13 protein-coding genes and 1 tRNA gene are annotated in these 14,620 nt (G+C 71.1%); 7 read left to right on the plus strand and 7 right to left on the minus strand.

The genetic code is table 11. The features are described from left to right. Positions 1-8: 8 nt before the first annotated feature. On the minus strand, positions 9-974 hold the full coding sequence (locus SSP29_RS44305) for a tyrosine-type recombinase/integrase (protein ID WP_150136122.1): 966 nt from the start codon (positions 972-974) through the stop codon (positions 9-11). Positions 975-1,255: 281 nt separating this feature from the next. Continuing rightward, a tRNA-Cys gene (locus SSP29_RS44310) sits at positions 1,256-1,330 on the minus strand. A 197-nt stretch (positions 1,331-1,527) separates the two neighbouring features. Between SSP29_RS44310 and SSP29_RS44315 the strand changes: the two genes are divergently transcribed. From SSP29_RS44315 to SSP29_RS44330, 4 genes are all read left to right on the plus strand, one after another. After that, positions 1,528-2,958, plus strand: a complete 1,431-nt coding sequence (locus SSP29_RS44315; RefSeq protein ID WP_089106702.1) for an MFS transporter — start codon at positions 1,528-1,530, stop codon at positions 2,956-2,958. A gap of 203 nt (positions 2,959-3,161) precedes the next feature. After that, the gene (locus tag SSP29_RS44320; RefSeq protein WP_089106647.1) at positions 3,162-4,955 is read left to right on the plus strand and encodes a DEAD/DEAH box helicase; all 1,794 of its coding nucleotides are present in this window, start codon (positions 3,162-3,164) and stop codon (positions 4,953-4,955) included. Between the two features lie 392 nt (positions 4,956-5,347). After that, the gene (locus SSP29_RS44325; protein WP_089106648.1) at positions 5,348-5,989 is read left to right on the plus strand and encodes an IclR family transcriptional regulator; all 642 of its coding nucleotides are present in this window, start codon (positions 5,348-5,350) and stop codon (positions 5,987-5,989) included. A gap of 49 nt (positions 5,990-6,038) precedes the next feature. Further along, a complete protein-coding gene (locus tag SSP29_RS44330) occupies positions 6,039-6,827 on the plus strand; it encodes a S16 family serine protease (protein WP_089106649.1) in 789 nt (262 codons plus the stop codon). A gap of 113 nt (positions 6,828-6,940) precedes the next feature. On the opposite strand, the gene SSP29_RS58915 is transcribed toward SSP29_RS44330, so the two are convergent. The 3 genes from SSP29_RS58915 to SSP29_RS44340 form a co-directional block, all read right to left on the minus strand. Continuing rightward, a complete protein-coding gene (locus SSP29_RS58915) occupies positions 6,941-7,117 on the minus strand; it encodes a hypothetical protein (protein WP_167450152.1) in 177 nt (58 codons plus the stop codon). Between the two features lie 10 nt (positions 7,118-7,127). After that, a complete protein-coding gene (locus SSP29_RS44335) occupies positions 7,128-7,712 on the minus strand; it encodes an ArsR/SmtB family transcription factor (protein WP_089106650.1) in 585 nt (194 codons plus the stop codon). Between the two features lie 77 nt (positions 7,713-7,789). Beyond that, a complete protein-coding gene (locus SSP29_RS44340) occupies positions 7,790-8,272 on the minus strand; it encodes an Lrp/AsnC family transcriptional regulator (protein WP_089106651.1) in 483 nt (160 codons plus the stop codon). A gap of 121 nt (positions 8,273-8,393) precedes the next feature. Between SSP29_RS44340 and hppD the strand changes: the two genes are divergently transcribed. Beyond that, positions 8,394-9,542, plus strand: a complete 1,149-nt coding sequence (gene hppD / locus SSP29_RS44345) for a 4-hydroxyphenylpyruvate dioxygenase (protein ID WP_089106652.1) — start codon at positions 8,394-8,396, stop codon at positions 9,540-9,542. Between the two features lie 12 nt (positions 9,543-9,554). On the opposite strand, the gene SSP29_RS44350 is transcribed toward hppD, so the two are convergent. Beyond that, positions 9,555-11,051, minus strand: a complete 1,497-nt coding sequence (locus tag SSP29_RS44350; RefSeq protein WP_089106653.1) for a tetratricopeptide repeat protein — start codon at positions 11,049-11,051, stop codon at positions 9,555-9,557. Between the two features lie 92 nt (positions 11,052-11,143). Between SSP29_RS44350 and SSP29_RS44355 the strand changes: the two genes are divergently transcribed. Beyond that, entirely contained in the window at positions 11,144-12,550 is a 1,407-nt protein-coding gene (locus tag SSP29_RS44355; RefSeq protein ID WP_089106654.1) for an FAD-binding oxidoreductase, read from the plus strand. A 29-nt stretch (positions 12,551-12,579) separates the two neighbouring features. Here the strand turns inward: SSP29_RS44355 and SSP29_RS44360 are convergent, their stop codons facing one another. Next, the gene (locus SSP29_RS44360; protein ID WP_089106655.1) at positions 12,580-12,993 is read right to left on the minus strand and encodes an SsgA family sporulation/cell division regulator; all 414 of its coding nucleotides are present in this window, start codon (positions 12,991-12,993) and stop codon (positions 12,580-12,582) included. A 241-nt stretch (positions 12,994-13,234) separates the two neighbouring features. Between SSP29_RS44360 and SSP29_RS44365 the strand changes: the two genes are divergently transcribed. After that, positions 13,235-14,611, plus strand: a complete 1,377-nt coding sequence (locus SSP29_RS44365; protein WP_089106703.1) for an RDD family protein — start codon at positions 13,235-13,237, stop codon at positions 14,609-14,611. Positions 14,612-14,620: the final 9 nt, after the last annotated feature.

Below are 14,620 nucleotides of genomic sequence, written 5' to 3' on the forward strand. Positions count from 1 at the left end.
TCTTGGGGCTAGTACCTATCTCCCAAGCCCTGTACGGCGTTCACAGCCCTTGTGCTGGCCATGTCTGCGCCGTATCTGCGGAGCATGGCAGGAGACTTCCAACCCCGGATAGCCATGATGTGCTCTCCCGATACTCCTGCTGCCTTCAAGTCGTCTGCCCACGTGTGGCAGAACGAGTGAGGGGCTACCTGTGCAGGGTCGTAACCGGCATCCTTTGCCCGCTTCTTCACCATGACGTACAGACCCCTGTACTGGAGTGCTCCGCGTCCCCGCATTCCGAGCCAGAGGAACGGAGTTGCGTCCGCCATGGGGTGAGTGGAGCGCACCCGGAGATACCGAACCAGAGCCTTTACCGTCTTGGGCTGGAGAGGGATCACACGGCCGTCAACGCTGTTCCGGTCCATCTTGAGCGGGATCACCACCATGGTTCTCTGCGAGAGATCCAAGTCTTCTACCCGCAGGTTCAACAGCTCTTCCGCCCTCAGTCCCTCGGTGAGAACACGGATGATTGCGTGATCCCTCACTGTCTGGAAGTCGCGCACTTTGGGAGAGCCGTTCCCAGTGACCTTGAGTACGTCAGTCACGAACTCCTCAGAGAGCGTCTTGGGCTTACCGATAGGGGGAGCCGTGTACCGGTGGAGCTTGGGGGAGTCGTAGGGGCTTGGGTGGTCGTACTCCTCTGCCAAGTAGATGAACAGAGGGCGCAGGTTCCTTTGAAGGGTGTTGGTCCCTCCCGTGTAACCGCCCTTGCCATCCTGGGACTTGGGCACGTCGTGCACCTGGTAGTACCAGCGAAAGAAGCGGTTCAGGGTGGCTACGTCACACGTGGTGAAGTCACCTTCCATGCCACTCTCGGTCATCCAGTTGTGCAGAGCGACACCAGCGAACTTGTACGCGTTGATGGTCTTCCGCTGGAACGGACGGCCGTACCTGTTGGTGATCGTGCTCAGGTGAAGGTCGAGTTCTTCCAGCATGGCCGTACGCGCATCCGTGGCTGAGCGTCCGTCGACTACGCGGAGAGGTGCGGTCGGCTGTGTCGGCTCAGCGCTGCTCTGAGGCTTCCTGAGCGCGCTCCGGAGAGGTGTACGTGAAGGCACGCGGTTGGTCACTTGGGCTCCCTGTGCGCCGTACGGCGCTCTGTGGAGCTAGGTCAGTCGGTAGCGGACCAAGCAACTGACCTAGCCCCGTCTCGGACGGGAGTCCCAGACCTTGAGAGCTGTGTCTGACCTACGAACATGCAGGTCAGAGACTGTTTTGGAGGCCGTGGCGGGAATCGAACCCGCGTAACTCGCTTTGCAGGCGAGTCCCTAAACCACTCGGGCACACGGCCGTGTCGGTGGTTCGAAGGTACGGGGGTGCGGGGGAGGGGCTCAAGGGGACGGGCGGGGCTGCAACGGGACTGCCATACGGCGTTCATGAACCGGGGGACCGGGGGACCGGCGGACCGGGGGTGTACGACCAAGGGTGGAGGCGGGGTGGGGCTTGCGACAGGGGTCAGAGTGAGGGTTGGGCCTTACCGTGGTCAGCATGACCGCCCTTGAGCCGAGCGACGCCGTCGTCGCAGACGAGACCGCCGACAGAGTTGATGAGAGTGGTGTGCTGGGGCGGTCGTACCGGGCGCTGAGTGTCGGGATCGTCTCCGTCGTGCTGCTGATCGCGTTCGAGGCGACGGCCGTCGGGACCGCGATGCCCGTGGCGGCCCGGGAGCTGGACGGGGTGTCGCTGTACGCGTTCGCCTTCTCCGGGTACTTCACGACCAGCCTCTTCGGGATGGTGCTGGCCGGGCAGTGGGCGGACCGGAAGGGGCCGCTCGGGGCGCTGACGACCGGGATCGGGGCCTTCGCCGCCGGGCTTGTCGTCGCCGGGACCGCGCAGGCCATGTGGGTGTTCATTGCGGGGCGGGCCGTGCAGGGGTTCGGTGGCGGGCTGGTCATCGTCGCGTTGTACGTCGTCGTGGGACGGGCCTACCCGGAGCGGTTGCGGCCCGCGATCATCGCCGCGTTCGCCGCGGGCTGGGTGGTGCCGTCCGTCGTCGGGCCGCTGGCCGCCGGGGCCGTGACCGAGCAACTCGGGTGGCGGTGGGTGTTCCTCGGGATCCCGGTGCTCGTGGTCTTCCCGGTGGCGCTCGCCCTGCCGCAGATACGGCGCCGGGCCGGCGGGCCCGTGACGGAAGGGGGGCAGGGAGCCTTCGACCGGCGGCGGATCCGGCTCGCCTTCGGTATTTCGCTCGGTGCGGGGCTGTTGGAGTACGCGGCCCAGGACCTGCGGTGGGTGGCGGTGATACCGGGGCTGCTCGGTGGTGCGCTGCTGGTGCCCGCCGTGCTCGGCCTGCTCCCGCGCGGCACCTGGCGGGCGGCCCGGGGCCTGCCGTCGGTCGTCCTGCTGCGCGGTGTCGCGGCCGGCACCTTCATCTCCGCCGAGTCCTTCGTGCCGTTGATGCTCGTGACCCAGCGGGGGCTGTCCCCCACCCTCGCCGGATTCTCGCTGGCCGCGGGCGGGGTGACCTGGGCGGTGGGCTCGTGGGTGCAGGCGCGGCCGCGCATGGAGCCGTACCGGGAGCGGCTGATGACCCTGGGGATGGTGCTGGTCGCCGCGGCGATCGCCACCGCGCCGGCCGTGCTCGTGGCCGGCGTGCCGGTGTGGATCGTCGCCGTCGCCTGGGCCTTCGGCTGCTTCGGGATGGGCCTGGTGATCGCCTCGGCCAGCGTGCTGATGCTCCGGCTCTCCGCCCCGGAGGAGGCCGGCGCCAACTCCGCCGCCCTCCAGATCTCCGACGCCCTCTCGGACGTCGTCCTGCTCGCCGCGACCGGCGCGGCCTTCGCGTCCCTCGGCGGCGGCAGCATGACGGGGACGGCCGGCTCCGGTTCCCATCCGGCGGCCTTCGTCGCCGTGTTCCTGCCGATGGCGGGCGTGGCCCTCGCCGGGGTCTGGGTGACGACCAGGCTTCGTGATCTGTGACGTGAGTCCCACCCGGGGGTGACCCGGCCTTGTCCGCACCTTGACGGTCACGGGGCGCCGGTAGGGTGGCCCGGTTGTCATACGTAGCCCCCAGCCCCCGAACCCCCTTACTGCCGCCCGACCCCCTTACTACGGAGACCGTGACTACCGCCCGCCCGTCGCCCGCCACCACCCTCAACGGAGGGCCCTCCGGGCCCACGCCTATGTCTGCCTCTGCTTCCCAGTCCTCCCACCACCTTTCGCCGGCCTTCCCGGGCCGGGCGCCCTGGGGTACCGCGAGCAAGCTGCGTGCCTGGCAGCAGGGGGCCATGGAGAAGTACGTCCAGGAGCAGCCGCGCGACTTCCTGGCCGTGGCCACGCCCGGCGCCGGGAAGACGACGTTCGCGCTGACGCTCGCCTCCTGGCTGCTGCACCACCATGTCGTGCAGCAGGTCACCGTCGTCGCCCCCACCGAGCATCTGAAGAAGCAGTGGGCGGAGGCCGCGGCAAGGATAGGGATCAAGCTCGATCCCGAGTACAGCGCCGGACCGCTCAGCCGGGAGTACGACGGGGTCGCCGTGACGTACGCCGGTGTCGGCGTGCGGCCGATGCTGCACCGCAACCGGTCCGAGCAGCGCAAGACGCTCGTCATCCTCGACGAGATCCACCACGCCGGCGACTCCAAGTCCTGGGGCGAGGCCTGCCTGGAGGCGTTCGAGCCGGCCACCCGGCGGCTGGCCCTGACCGGTACGCCGTTCCGGTCCGACACCAACCCCATCCCCTTCGTGACGTACGAGGAGGGGCAGGACGGGATCCGGCGCTCCGCCGCCGACTACACCTACGGGTACGGCAACGCGCTCGCCGACCACGTCGTGCGCCCCGTCATCTTCCTCTCCTACAGCGGCAACATGCGCTGGCGGACGAAGGCCGGTGACGAGATCGCGGCCCGGCTCGGCGAGCCGATGACCAAGGACGCCGTCAGCCAGGCCTGGCGTACGGCGCTCGATCCGCGCGGCGAGTGGATGCCGGCCGTGCTGCGCGCCGCCGACCAGCGGCTGACCGAGGTGCGCAAGGGCATCCCCGACGCGGGCGCCCTCGTCATCGCCTCCGACCAGGACTCGGCCCGCGCCTACGCCAAGCTCATCCGCGAGATCACGGGGACGAAGGCGACCCTGGTCCTCTCCGACGACACCGGTGCGTCCAAGCGGATCGACGACTTCAGCGGCAGCGACGACCGGTGGATGGTCGCGGTCCGGATGGTGTCCGAGGGCGTCGACGTGCCCCGGCTGGCGGTGGGGGTCTACGCCACGACCATCTCGACGCCCCTCTTCTTCGCCCAGGCCGTCGGGCGGTTCGTGCGGTCCCGGCGGCGCGGCGAGACCGCGTCCGTGTTCCTGCCGACCGTGCCCGATCTGCTGACCTTCGCCAACGAGATGGAGGTCGAGCGCGACCACGCCCTCGACAAGCCCAAGAAGGACGGCGAGGAGGACCCGTACGCCGAGTCCGAGAAGGAGATGGAGGAGGCGAACAAGGAGCAGGACGAGGACACCGGCGAGCAGGAGCAGTTCGCCTTCGAGGCGCTGGAGTCCGAGGCCGTCTTCGACCGGGTGCTCTACGACGGCGCCGAGTTCGGCATGCAGGCCCACCCGGGGAGCGAGGAGGAGCAGGACTACCTCGGCATCCCTGGGCTCCTCGAACCCGACCAGGTGCAGCTGCTGTTGCAGAAGCGGCAGGCCCGGCAGATCGCGCACAGCCGCAAGAAGCCGGACGACGAGGCCGACCTGCTGGAACTGCCCGCGGAGCGGCGGCCCGTGGTCTCCCACAAGGAGATGATGGAGCTGCGCAAGCAGCTGAACACGATGGTCAGCGCGTATGTGCATCAGAGCGGGAAGCCGCACGGGGTGATTCACACGGAGCTGCGGAGGGTGTGCGGCGGGCCGCCGAGCGCGGAGGCGACGGCGGGGCAGTTGCGGCAGCGGATCGCCAAGGTGCAGGAGTGGGCCACCCGGATGCGGTGACGCTGGGCGCTGTGCCTGGGCGGGGTGGTCGTATTTCGGGTGCGGGTCGTCTGTGGTTGCTCGCGCAGTTCCCCGCGCCCCTTACGGGGCGCTGTTGCGAGGGCGCTGCGTACATCGCTGTGTACATACCGGCCTAATCCGCAGTAGTCCATACCGCTGCGTGACCGGATTCTGGACGGAGGCTTCCGCTCAGCGAACCCCCTTCGCTACTGTCCGGCTACGCACACGCCCCGTGGCAGCGCCGCCGCGGAGCGCAGCCGTGAAGCGACTGGGCCCGGAGCCGCCGGGCCGTCCTGCCGATCGGCGGCCTCTGAAGCGCGTCGCTGACGGGACTCGGCGACGCATCCGCCGCGTCGGGGGTTGCCGACCTCACCACTTAAGGAGTGGGCGTCGTGACCGCGGAGACCTCTCAGACGCTCGACCGGGGCCTCAGGGTCCTCAAACTGCTGGCCGACACGGACCACGGGCTGACCGTCACCGAGCTTTCCAACAAACTGGGCGTGAACCGGACCGTGGTGTACCGGTTGCTCGCCACGCTTGAGCAGCATGCGCTGGTACGGCGTGACCTGGGCGGGCGAGCCCGGGTCGGGCTGGGCGTGCTGCGTCTGGGTCGGCAGGTGCATCCGCTCGTACGGGAAGCCGCCCTGCCCGCGCTGCGTTCGCTCGCCGAGGACATAGGGGCGACGGCTCATCTGACCCTGGTCGACGGGACCGAGGCGCTCGCCGTCGCGGTCGTCGAGCCGACCTGGACCGACTATCACGTGGCCTACCGGGCCGGTTTCCGGCATCCGTTGGACCGCGGGGCCGCCGGCAAGGCGATCCTGGCCGCACGGCACAAGGCGCGGGACGACCCCGGCTACACGCTGACCCACGGCGAGCTGGAGGCCGGGGCGAGCGGGGCCGCGGCACCGCTGCTCGGGGTCACCGGTGTCGAGGGCAGCGTCGGGGTCGTGATGCTGGCCGACGCGGTGCCGGAACGGGTGGGGGCACGGGTCATGGACGCGGCCCGGGAGGTCGCGGAAGCGCTGCGCTGAGCGGGGTCGGGGCGGTGGCCCGAACAGGTCACCGCGTTAGATTGACTCCGTGCTCTCACGTCTCACGCGTCTCCAGGTCATCGCCGTCTGCGCGGTTCCCGTCGTGGCTCTGATCGGTACGGCCGTCTTCGCGCCGTTGCCGTTCTCGGTGGCCCAGCCCGGGATGACGGCCAACGTGCTCGGCGACAACAAGGGCACCCCGGTGATCACCATCTCCGGGGCGCCCGTACGCACGACCAGCGGGCAGCTGCGGATGACGACGATCGAGGCGACCGGGCCGGACGCGCGGGTCTCGCTCGGCGACGTGATCGGCAACTGGTTCCGGACGGACCGGGCCGTGATGCCGCGCGACGCGGTCTATCCGAGCGGCAACGACGTCAAGGAGATCGAGCAGCACAACACCGAGCAGATGGAGCAGTCGCAGGACGCGGCGGCCCAGGCCGCGCTGAAGTACCTCGACCTGAGCGCGAGCAAGGTCAAGGTGACCCTGAAGCTGGCGGATGTGGGCGGGCCGAGCGCGGGGTTGCTGTTCTCGCTCGGCGTCATCGACAAGCTGGACGGGAACGGCAGCGGGGGAGACCTCACCGGGGGGAAGAACATCGCCGGTACGGGGACCATCGCGGCGGACGGCACGGTGGGGGCCGTGGGCGGGGTCGGGCTGAAGACGCAGGCCGCTCGCAGGGACGGGGCGACTGTCTTTCTGGTGCCGAAGGACGAGTGCGCCGATGCCAAGGGGGAGCTGCCGAAGGGGTTGAGGTTGGTGCCGGTGACGACGCTGAAGGGGGCCGTGTCCGATCTGGTGGCGTTGGAGAAGGGGGAGAAGGTCCCTAGCTGTTGAGTTGCGGGTGCGGGTGCGTGGGGGTTGCTCGCGCCCGCGCGGCGGAGCCGCATATCGACACAGCCCCGCGCCCCTAAAGGGGCGCTGAGCTTCGGGGCGCTGAGTGGTGTCCCTTACCGGGCGATTGCCGGGGCCGGAGATGCCAGGCGCAGGCCTACCTCCACCAGGGTCCAGCCGATGCGCTCGCGGAGTTCCCGCTCGGGCTTGGTCTTCTTCGCCAGTCGGTGGTTCTCCGCCTGGGTGTGCAGTTCCGCCATGTGGTGCCGGGCGAGCTGGGTCTGCGTGTACATGGTGTGCCTCTCAGTCCGTCTCGATGGGGAAGAGGTGCGTGTGGACGCGTACTTGCTGTGACTCCGGCGTGTCCTTGTCGGGGACCCGGTCCCGGTAGTCGTCGACCAGGGCGTGCATCTTCTCGATCAGTTCGAGGGCGAGGTCGGGGGTGAGTCGCAGACCCATGTCGCTCATGTCGGAGGAGCGGGTCCAGGCCTGGGACCACCGGTCACGGGTGCCGAGCCAGGCGGCCAGCTCGCGGGCGTGACGTGCGGCGGCCTCCTGCAGGAAGACCTCCGTCAGTCCCCGTATCTCGGGACTCGCGTCCTCGAAGTCCGCGCTGTCGTAGGCGATGCCCTGGTCCGCCGCCTGCCACCACCGCTCCCGGCCCTTGCCGCGCTCCGGGGCGTCCTCGACGAAGCCGTGTTCGGCGAGCTGGCGCAGGTGGTAGCTGGTCGCGCCGCTGGACTCGCCCAGCCGTTCGGCCAGTTGGGACGCGGTGGCGGGACCGTGCTGCCGCAGGGCGTCCAGCAGCTGCATCCGCAGCGGATGTGCCAGCCCCCGCAGGGAGCGGGCGTCCAGCCGGCGCGGTTTGCGTTCCTCGTGCTCCGTCATGTGTACAAAGATAGCTATGCAAAGGCTCCTTTGCAACACCTCTTTTGCATCGACTTCTTTGGAACTCCCGCGCCCGGTCAGGTCGTCCCTTCGCTGTCCGCCGCGGCCTGTTCCACCAGCGGGATGATCCGCAGCGGAACGGGGTTCTCCATCACGATCGCCGTGGAGGCCCGGACGATGCCCTCGAATCCGACGACCCGGTCGATCACCCGCTGGAGGTCGGCGTTGGAGCGGGCCACCAGACGGCACTGCATGTCGCCGGTGCCGGTGGTGGTGTGCAGCTCCAGCACCTCCGGCACGGTCGCCAGGTGCGCCCGCACGTCCGGGCCCTGGCCCTGCCGGATCTGCAGGGTGGCGAACGCGGTGACCGGGTAGCCGAGGGCCGCCGGATCCACCTGGGGGCCGAATCCCTGGATCACTCCGTTCGACTGAAGCCGGTCGAGACGCGCCTGCACGGTCCCCCGGGCCACGCCCAGCCGCCGGGACATCTCCAGGACCCCGATGCGCGGCTCCCGGGCCAGCAGCACCAGGATCCGCCCGTCCAGATGATCGATCGCCATGCCCGCCTCCGGATGGTCATCCTGTACAGAAAGTCCGCCATTACGGCCGTAGTGCTGAGCATACTGCCCAGTAGAAACGGTATCTATTGCGCACCTTGTGTGCCGGGTTCACCCTTCGGACATGACGCAGACCACACACCACACTCCCGTTGCGACCGCCCGGCAGGACGACCCCTTCCCGGTCAGGGGAATGGACGCGGTCGTCTTCGCCGTGGGCAACGCCAAACAGGCGGCGCACTACTACTCCACCGCCTTCGGCATGCGGCTGGTCGCGTACTCCGGACCGGAGAACGGCAGCCGCGAGACCGCGAGCTACGTCCTGGAGAACGGCTCGGCCAGGTTCGTCCTCACCTCCGTCATCAGGCCGGACACCGAGTGGGGCCACTTCCTGTCCCGCCATGTGGCCGAGCACGGCGACGGGGTCGTCGACCTCGCCATCGAGGTCCCGGACGCCCGCGCCGCGTACGCATACGCGGTCGAGCACGGCGCGCGGTCGGTGGCCGAGCCGTACGAGCTGAAGGACGAGCACGGCACGGTGGTGCTGGCGGCGATCGCCACGTACGGCGAGACCCGGCACACCCTCGTGGAGCGGACCGGCTACGACGGCCCGTACCTCCCGGGGTTCGTCGCCGCGTCCCCGATCGTCGCACCGCCTGCCCGGCGCACCTTCCAGGCCGTCGACCACTGCGTCGGCAACGTCGAACTCGGCCGGATGAACGAGTGGGTCGGCTTCTACAACAGGGTCATGGGCTTCACGAACATGAAGGAGTTCGTGGGCGACGACATCGCCACCGAGTACAGCGCGCTGATGTCGAAGGTGGTCGCCGACGGCACCCTCAAGGTCAAGTTCCCGATCAACGAGCCCGCCGTCGCCAAGAAGAAGTCCCAGATCGACGAGTACCTGGAGTTCTACGGCGGGGCGGGCGTCCAGCACATCGCGCTCAACACGAACGACATCGTCGAGACGGTACGGACCATGCGCGCGGCCGGCGTCGAGTTCCTGAGCACCCCGGACACCTATTACGACACCCTCGGCGAGTGGGTCGGCGACACCCGGGTGCCGCTGGACACCCTGCGCGAGCTGAGGATCCTCGCCGACCGGGACGAGGACGGCTACCTGCTCCAGATCTTCACCAAGCCGGTCCAGGACCGCCCGACGGTCTTCTTCGAGATCATCGAACGCCACGGCTCGATGGGCTTCGGCAAGGGCAACTTCAAGGCCCTCTTCGAAGCGATCGAACGGGAACAGGACCGTCGCGGCAACCTGTGACCCGGCCCCGCCCTACTGGGGCAGCTCCTCGTTCGGCGGCTGGTTGCCGAGGGCGGTGAGGGTGGCGCGGGCCGCCGGGGCCTGGAGAGGCGAGAAGTAGGGGTTGGTCCGCAGGGCGTCCTGGAGGTGGCGGCGGGCCGGTGCTTCGAGGTCCAGGTCGCGTTCGACCATGCCCCGGTGGAAGGCGTACAGCGCGCTGCGGACCCCGCCGCCCTTCGTCGAGTCCGTCGCGACCTCGGCGTACCGCAGCGCCTCCTTGTCGTCGCCGGCCCGGTGCAGCGCCCACCCCAGGGCGTCCGCGACCTCGATGCCGGGCTGGCGCTCCCACTCGGCCGTCAGCCGCCGCACCGCCTCCTGGGCGTCCCCGTGGTCCGCCTCGTACTGCCCGATCACCAGATCGTCGTCGACCCCGGCCTCCAGCTCCTGGCGCACCTGTGTCCGCAGCAGCCCGTACTGCGACTCCGCCTGCCGGCCCATCCCCAGCGACTCGTACAACTCGGCCAGTTCCAGGGCCACCTGGGGAGTCGGCCGGTGCGCGAGCGACCCCTGGTAGGCGGTCAGCGCCTCCTGCGTCCGGCCCAGCGCGGCCAGCGCCCGCCCCTGCCCGGCCCGCGCGGCCGACTGCTCGGGGTCGAGGCGTACGGCCGCCGTGAAGTGCTGCAGCGCGTCCTCACGGTCACCCCGCTCCCAGGCCAGCTGTCCGGCCTGGCAGAGATACGCGGCCTGCTCGGCGGGGGTCCGGGCGGCCGCCGCCGCGTCGGTCACCTGGGCCACCGCGTCCTCGCGCCAGCCCCGGTCCCGGTACACCGCCGAGGCCCGCGCCATCACCGCCGGCTTCACGTCCGCCCCGACCTTCAGCGCCGTCATCTTGTCCAGCGCGGACCGGGCCGCCTTGTAGTCGCCGAGCCCGTCGTACGCGTCGATCAGCACCGGATACGCCGACCACCGCTTCGGCGCCGTCTTCAGCGCCTCCTCGCCGAACTGCTTGGCCGCCGGGAAGTCCCGGCGCGCCACGGCCAGGCGCGCCAGTCCGCTCAGCGCCTCGGTGTTGTTCCTGCCGGCCACCTTGAGGGAGGTCTGCAGCGCGCGCTCGGCCCGGGGGTAGTCGCCCGTGTCGGCGCTCCGGCGCGCCCGCTCGACGTACGCGGCCCCGAGCACCGCCCAGGCCCCCGCGTCCCTCGGCTGCGCCCGTACCCGCGCCTCGCGGGCGCCGATGAGCGTCGTGAGGTCGGGCAGCGCGGCGGGCAGGCCGTTGACGACGGCCGTCTGCGCCGCGGCGAGGGCCGCCGCCTGCGCGGCCGCCTGGGCCCGTGGCCCGGCGGCCGGGTCCGGCGCGGCCCGGTGCGGCTCGCGCGGCCGCAGCATCAGCGTGCCGCCCGCCGCCACCCCGCCCGCCAGCGCCACGACCAGCAGCCGCCGCAGCACCCGGCCACGGCGGCGGCGCGGCGGCGCCGGTTCGGGGAGCAGCGAGGTGGCCGGTGGGGACGGTCGGTTATCCAGCGCGCACATGATGCTTACTGTGCGTCAATATGACGACCGCATCCGTGCGGCCCAAGGACGGCACCTGTGGGGTTCACACCGATGGCCCCGGGTGCGACGCTGTGATCATGAGCCGTATCGAAGCGCCTCGGGACGAGGCCACCAGCAACCTCACCGACCGGCTCCTCGCGGGTCTGCCGGCCGACGCGGTCCTCGTCGACCCCGACGTGACCGCCTCCTACGCCAACGACATGGCGAGCTTCTGCCCGGCCGGTGTCCCGGCCGTCGTAGTGCTGCCCCGCACCGTCGAGCATGTCCAGCACGTCATGCGCGTCGCCACCGAGCTGCGTGTCCCGGTCGTCCCGCAGGGCGCCCGCACCGGCCTGTCCGGCGCGGCCAACGCCACCGACGGCTGCATCGTGCTGTCCCTGACGAAGATGGACCGCGTCCTGGAGATCTCCCCGGTGGACCGCATCGCGGTCGTCGAGCCCGGGGTCGTCAACGCGACGTTCTCCCGCGCGGTCGAGGAGCACGGCCTCTACTACCCGCCGGACCCCTCCAGCTGGGAGATGTGCACGATCGGCGGCAACATCGGGACGGCCTCGGGCGGCCTGTGCTGCGTGAAGTACGGGGTGACCGCCGAGTACGTGCTGGGTCTGGACGTCGTCCTCGCGGACGGGCGGCTGATGTCCACCGGCCGCCGTACGGCGAAGGGCGTCGCCGGCTACGACCTCACCCGGCTGTTCGTCGGCTCCGAGGGCTCGCTCGGCATCGTCGTACGGGCCGTGCTCGCTCTGAAGCCCAAGCCGCCGCAGCAGCTGGTGCTGGCCGCCGAGTTCGCCTCCGCGGCCGCCGCCTGCGACGCGGTGTGCCGGATCATGGCGGGCGGTCACGTGCCGTCCCTGCTCGAACTGATGGACCGTACGACCGTGAAGGCGGTCAACGAACTCACCCGGATGGGCCTGCCGGAGTCCACCGAGGCGCTGCTCCTCGCCGCCTTCGACACCCCGGACCCGGCCGCCGACCTGGCCGCCGTCGGCGAGCTCTGCGAGGCCGCGGGCGCCACCCAGGTGGTCCCCGCCGACGACGCCGCCGAGTCCGAACTCCTGCTCCAGGCCCGCCGGTCCTCGCTCGTCGCCCTGGAGGCCGTCAAGGGCACCACGATGATCGACGACGTGTGCGTGCCCCGCTCCCGGCTCGGCGACATGATCGAGGGCGTCGAGCGGATCGCGGAGAAGCACGGCCTGACCATCGGGGTCGTCGCCCACGCGGGCGACGGCAACACCCACCCCACGGTCTGCTTCGACGCACAGGACCCCGACGAGTGCCGCCGGGCCCGCGAGTCCTTCGACGAGATCATGGGCCTCGGCCTGGAACTCGGCGGCACCATCACCGGCGAACACGGTGTCGGCGTCCTGAAGAAGGAGTGGCTGGCCCGCGAGATCGGGCCGGTGGGAGTGGAGATGCAGCGGGCCGTGAAGAACGTCTTCGACCCGCTGGGCATCCTCAATCCGGGCAAGCTGTTCTGATCTCCCCCGGCCCCCATGCGGCGGGGCCCTCACTGGGCGAGCAGCTGGTCGAGCGCCTCGTCGATCCCCAGCTGCCTGCCCTCGGTCCCCGGGGGCACCACCCGCAGCGTCCGCTCCAGCCAGGCGGACACCTGGGGGACCGGTGCTTCGAGCAGGGCGTCACCGTCGGGTGAACTCAGCGCCATCAGCACGACGCTGCGGCCCTCCGACTTCGTCGGCCACACCCGCACGTCCCCGTGCCCGCACGTCCGGAACACCCCCTCCACGAGCAGATCGCGGGCGAAGGTCCAGTGGACCGGGAACTCGGAGTTGATGTGGAAGCCGACGTGGACGGCGTACGGGTCGTCGGAGCGGTAGGTCAGCCGGGCCGGGACCGGGATGCTCCGCTCGGGGGACAGGATGAGCCGCAGCTCCAGTTCGCGCTCCACCACGGTGTGATGCATGACGTCCGTTTCCTCTCTCGGTCAGTCGCACGGGCGCCTGCGGTGGGCCCGTACGAGTGGAGAGAGGCTGGGGCCGCGAGCATTACGCGGGTTCCGGGAAGTTTTTTTCCGATGCGGTGAAAGGGGTGCACAGGGCTGCCCGGAAAGGGGCGGGTCCTGCGGGACTGGCACTGGCGGGCACCCGGGTCTGATAGATGTGGAGGCTCCCACATGACCCCCGAGCAGATACGGGATGACGGACATGACCGCCCCAACCCCGGCACCCGGTGACGAACGGCCCCGCGAGGGCTACTACCCGGACCCGTCCATCCCCGGCTACGTCCGTTACTGGAACGGCGCCGCGTGGGTGCCGGGCACCAGCCGCCCGGCCCCGTCCGGCGGCGAACCCCTCGTCGCGCCGCCCGGCTCCCGCACCGCGGCCCCGGCTTCCCCTGCGGCCCCGGCGGCCTCGGCGGTCGAGGAGACCGGCCCGCACTTCTTCGACGAGGACCCGCAGCCGGGCGGCGCCTCCGGCTGGGGGGACGGCGGGGGCGCCTGGGGCACCGACCCCCGGGCGGCGGGCTCCCCGGCCCAGCCGGACGGCCGGTCCGCCCGCACCGACGGCACGGCGACGATCCCGCCGGCGGACCAGGGGGACGTCGACTCCGGCGGCACGTTCGTCTTCCGCAGGCCGACGGTCGGCCCGGCGGGGACCCCGCCGGCCGCCCAGCCGCCCATGGACGACGGCACGATGACGTTCCGGCCGATCCGGGGCGAGGGCACGCCCGGCCCCGGGTCCGGTGCGGCCGGTTTCGGTGCCCAGGGGCCGGTCGGTGCCCCCGGCGCCGGCGGCAGCACGCGCCCCGGTTTCGGCGCCGGAAAGGCGGCCGCCGCCCGCGCCGCCGCGGCCCAGGGCCAGCCCGCCCAGGCCCAGCCCGCCCCTCAGGCCGTCGCCCCCGCCGTCCCCCCGCAGCAGTCCGCCGCGCCCCAGTCCCCGATGGCTCCCGCGACCCCGGCCACCCCCATGGCCTCCGGGGCCGGCGGCGGGCAGTCCTCCTGGGCGCAGCAGGTGCACCAGCTCGCCGGTGACCCGCAGGCCGCCCCCTGGAAGCCGCCGGTGGAGGACGTCTTCCAGGCGGCCGCCCGGCGACAGGCGGCGGCCCGGCCCGCCGGGCTCGGCAAGCGGTTCGCGGCCCGGCTCGTCGACAGCCTGGTCGTCGGCGCGGTGACCGCGGCCGCCGCCGTACCGTTCGGGACCAAGGCCGCCGCCCACGTGCAGGACAAGATCGACGCGGCCAAGCTCTCCGGCCGTACCGAGACCGTCTGGCTGCTGGACGGCACCACCGGCCTGTACCTCGGGATCGTGCTCGCCGTCCTGCTCCTCGTCGGCGTCCTCTACGAGGTGCTGCCCACCGCCAAGTGGGGGCGCACGCTCGGCAAGAAGCTGTTCGGCCTGGAGGTACGGGACATCGAGGGCCACGAGCCGCCCGCCTTCGGCGCCGCGCTGCGCCGCTGGCTGGTGTACACCGTGCCCGGACTGCTCGGCATCGGGATCGTCGGCGTCGCCTGGTGTCTGTTCGACCGGCCCTGGCACCAGTGCTGGCACGACAAGGCGGCGCACACCTTCGTCGCCGGCTGACGGGCCGTC

Origin of the sequence: Streptomyces hyaluromycini (assembly GCF_002217755.1) — a bacterium.
Classification (GTDB): Bacteria; Actinomycetota; Actinomycetes; order Streptomycetales; family Streptomycetaceae; genus Streptomyces; species Streptomyces hyaluromycini.

Excerpts from the sequence above, each read along its gene's own strand:
- SSP29_RS58915 (WP_167450152.1), bottom strand. The coding sequence starts at position 7,117 with ATGTACACGCAGACCCAGCTCGCCCGGCACCACATGGCGGAACTGCAC.
- SSP29_RS44360 (WP_089106655.1), bottom strand. The coding sequence starts at position 12,993 with ATGCATCACACCGTGGTGGAGCGCGAACTGGAGCTGCGGCTCATCCTG.
- SSP29_RS44340 (WP_089106651.1), bottom strand. The coding sequence starts at position 8,272 with ATGGCGATCGATCATCTGGACGGGCGGATCCTGGTGCTGCTGGCCCGG.
- SSP29_RS44320 (WP_089106647.1), top strand. The coding sequence starts at position 3,162 with ATGTCTGCCTCTGCTTCCCAGTCCTCCCACCACCTTTCGCCGGCCTTC.
- SSP29_RS44305 (WP_150136122.1), bottom strand. The coding sequence starts at position 974 with ATGCTGGAAGAACTCGACCTTCACCTGAGCACGATCACCAACAGGTAC.
- SSP29_RS44365 (WP_089106703.1), top strand. The coding sequence starts at position 13,235 with ATGACCGCCCCAACCCCGGCACCCGGTGACGAACGGCCCCGCGAGGGC.
- SSP29_RS44335 (WP_089106650.1), bottom strand. The coding sequence starts at position 7,712 with ATGACGGAGCACGAGGAACGCAAACCGCGCCGGCTGGACGCCCGCTCC.
- hppD (WP_089106652.1), top strand. The coding sequence starts at position 8,394 with ATGACGCAGACCACACACCACACTCCCGTTGCGACCGCCCGGCAGGAC.
- SSP29_RS44315 (WP_089106702.1), top strand. The coding sequence starts at position 1,528 with ATGACCGCCCTTGAGCCGAGCGACGCCGTCGTCGCAGACGAGACCGCC.
- SSP29_RS44350 (WP_089106653.1), bottom strand. The coding sequence starts at position 11,051 with ATGTGCGCGCTGGATAACCGACCGTCCCCACCGGCCACCTCGCTGCTC.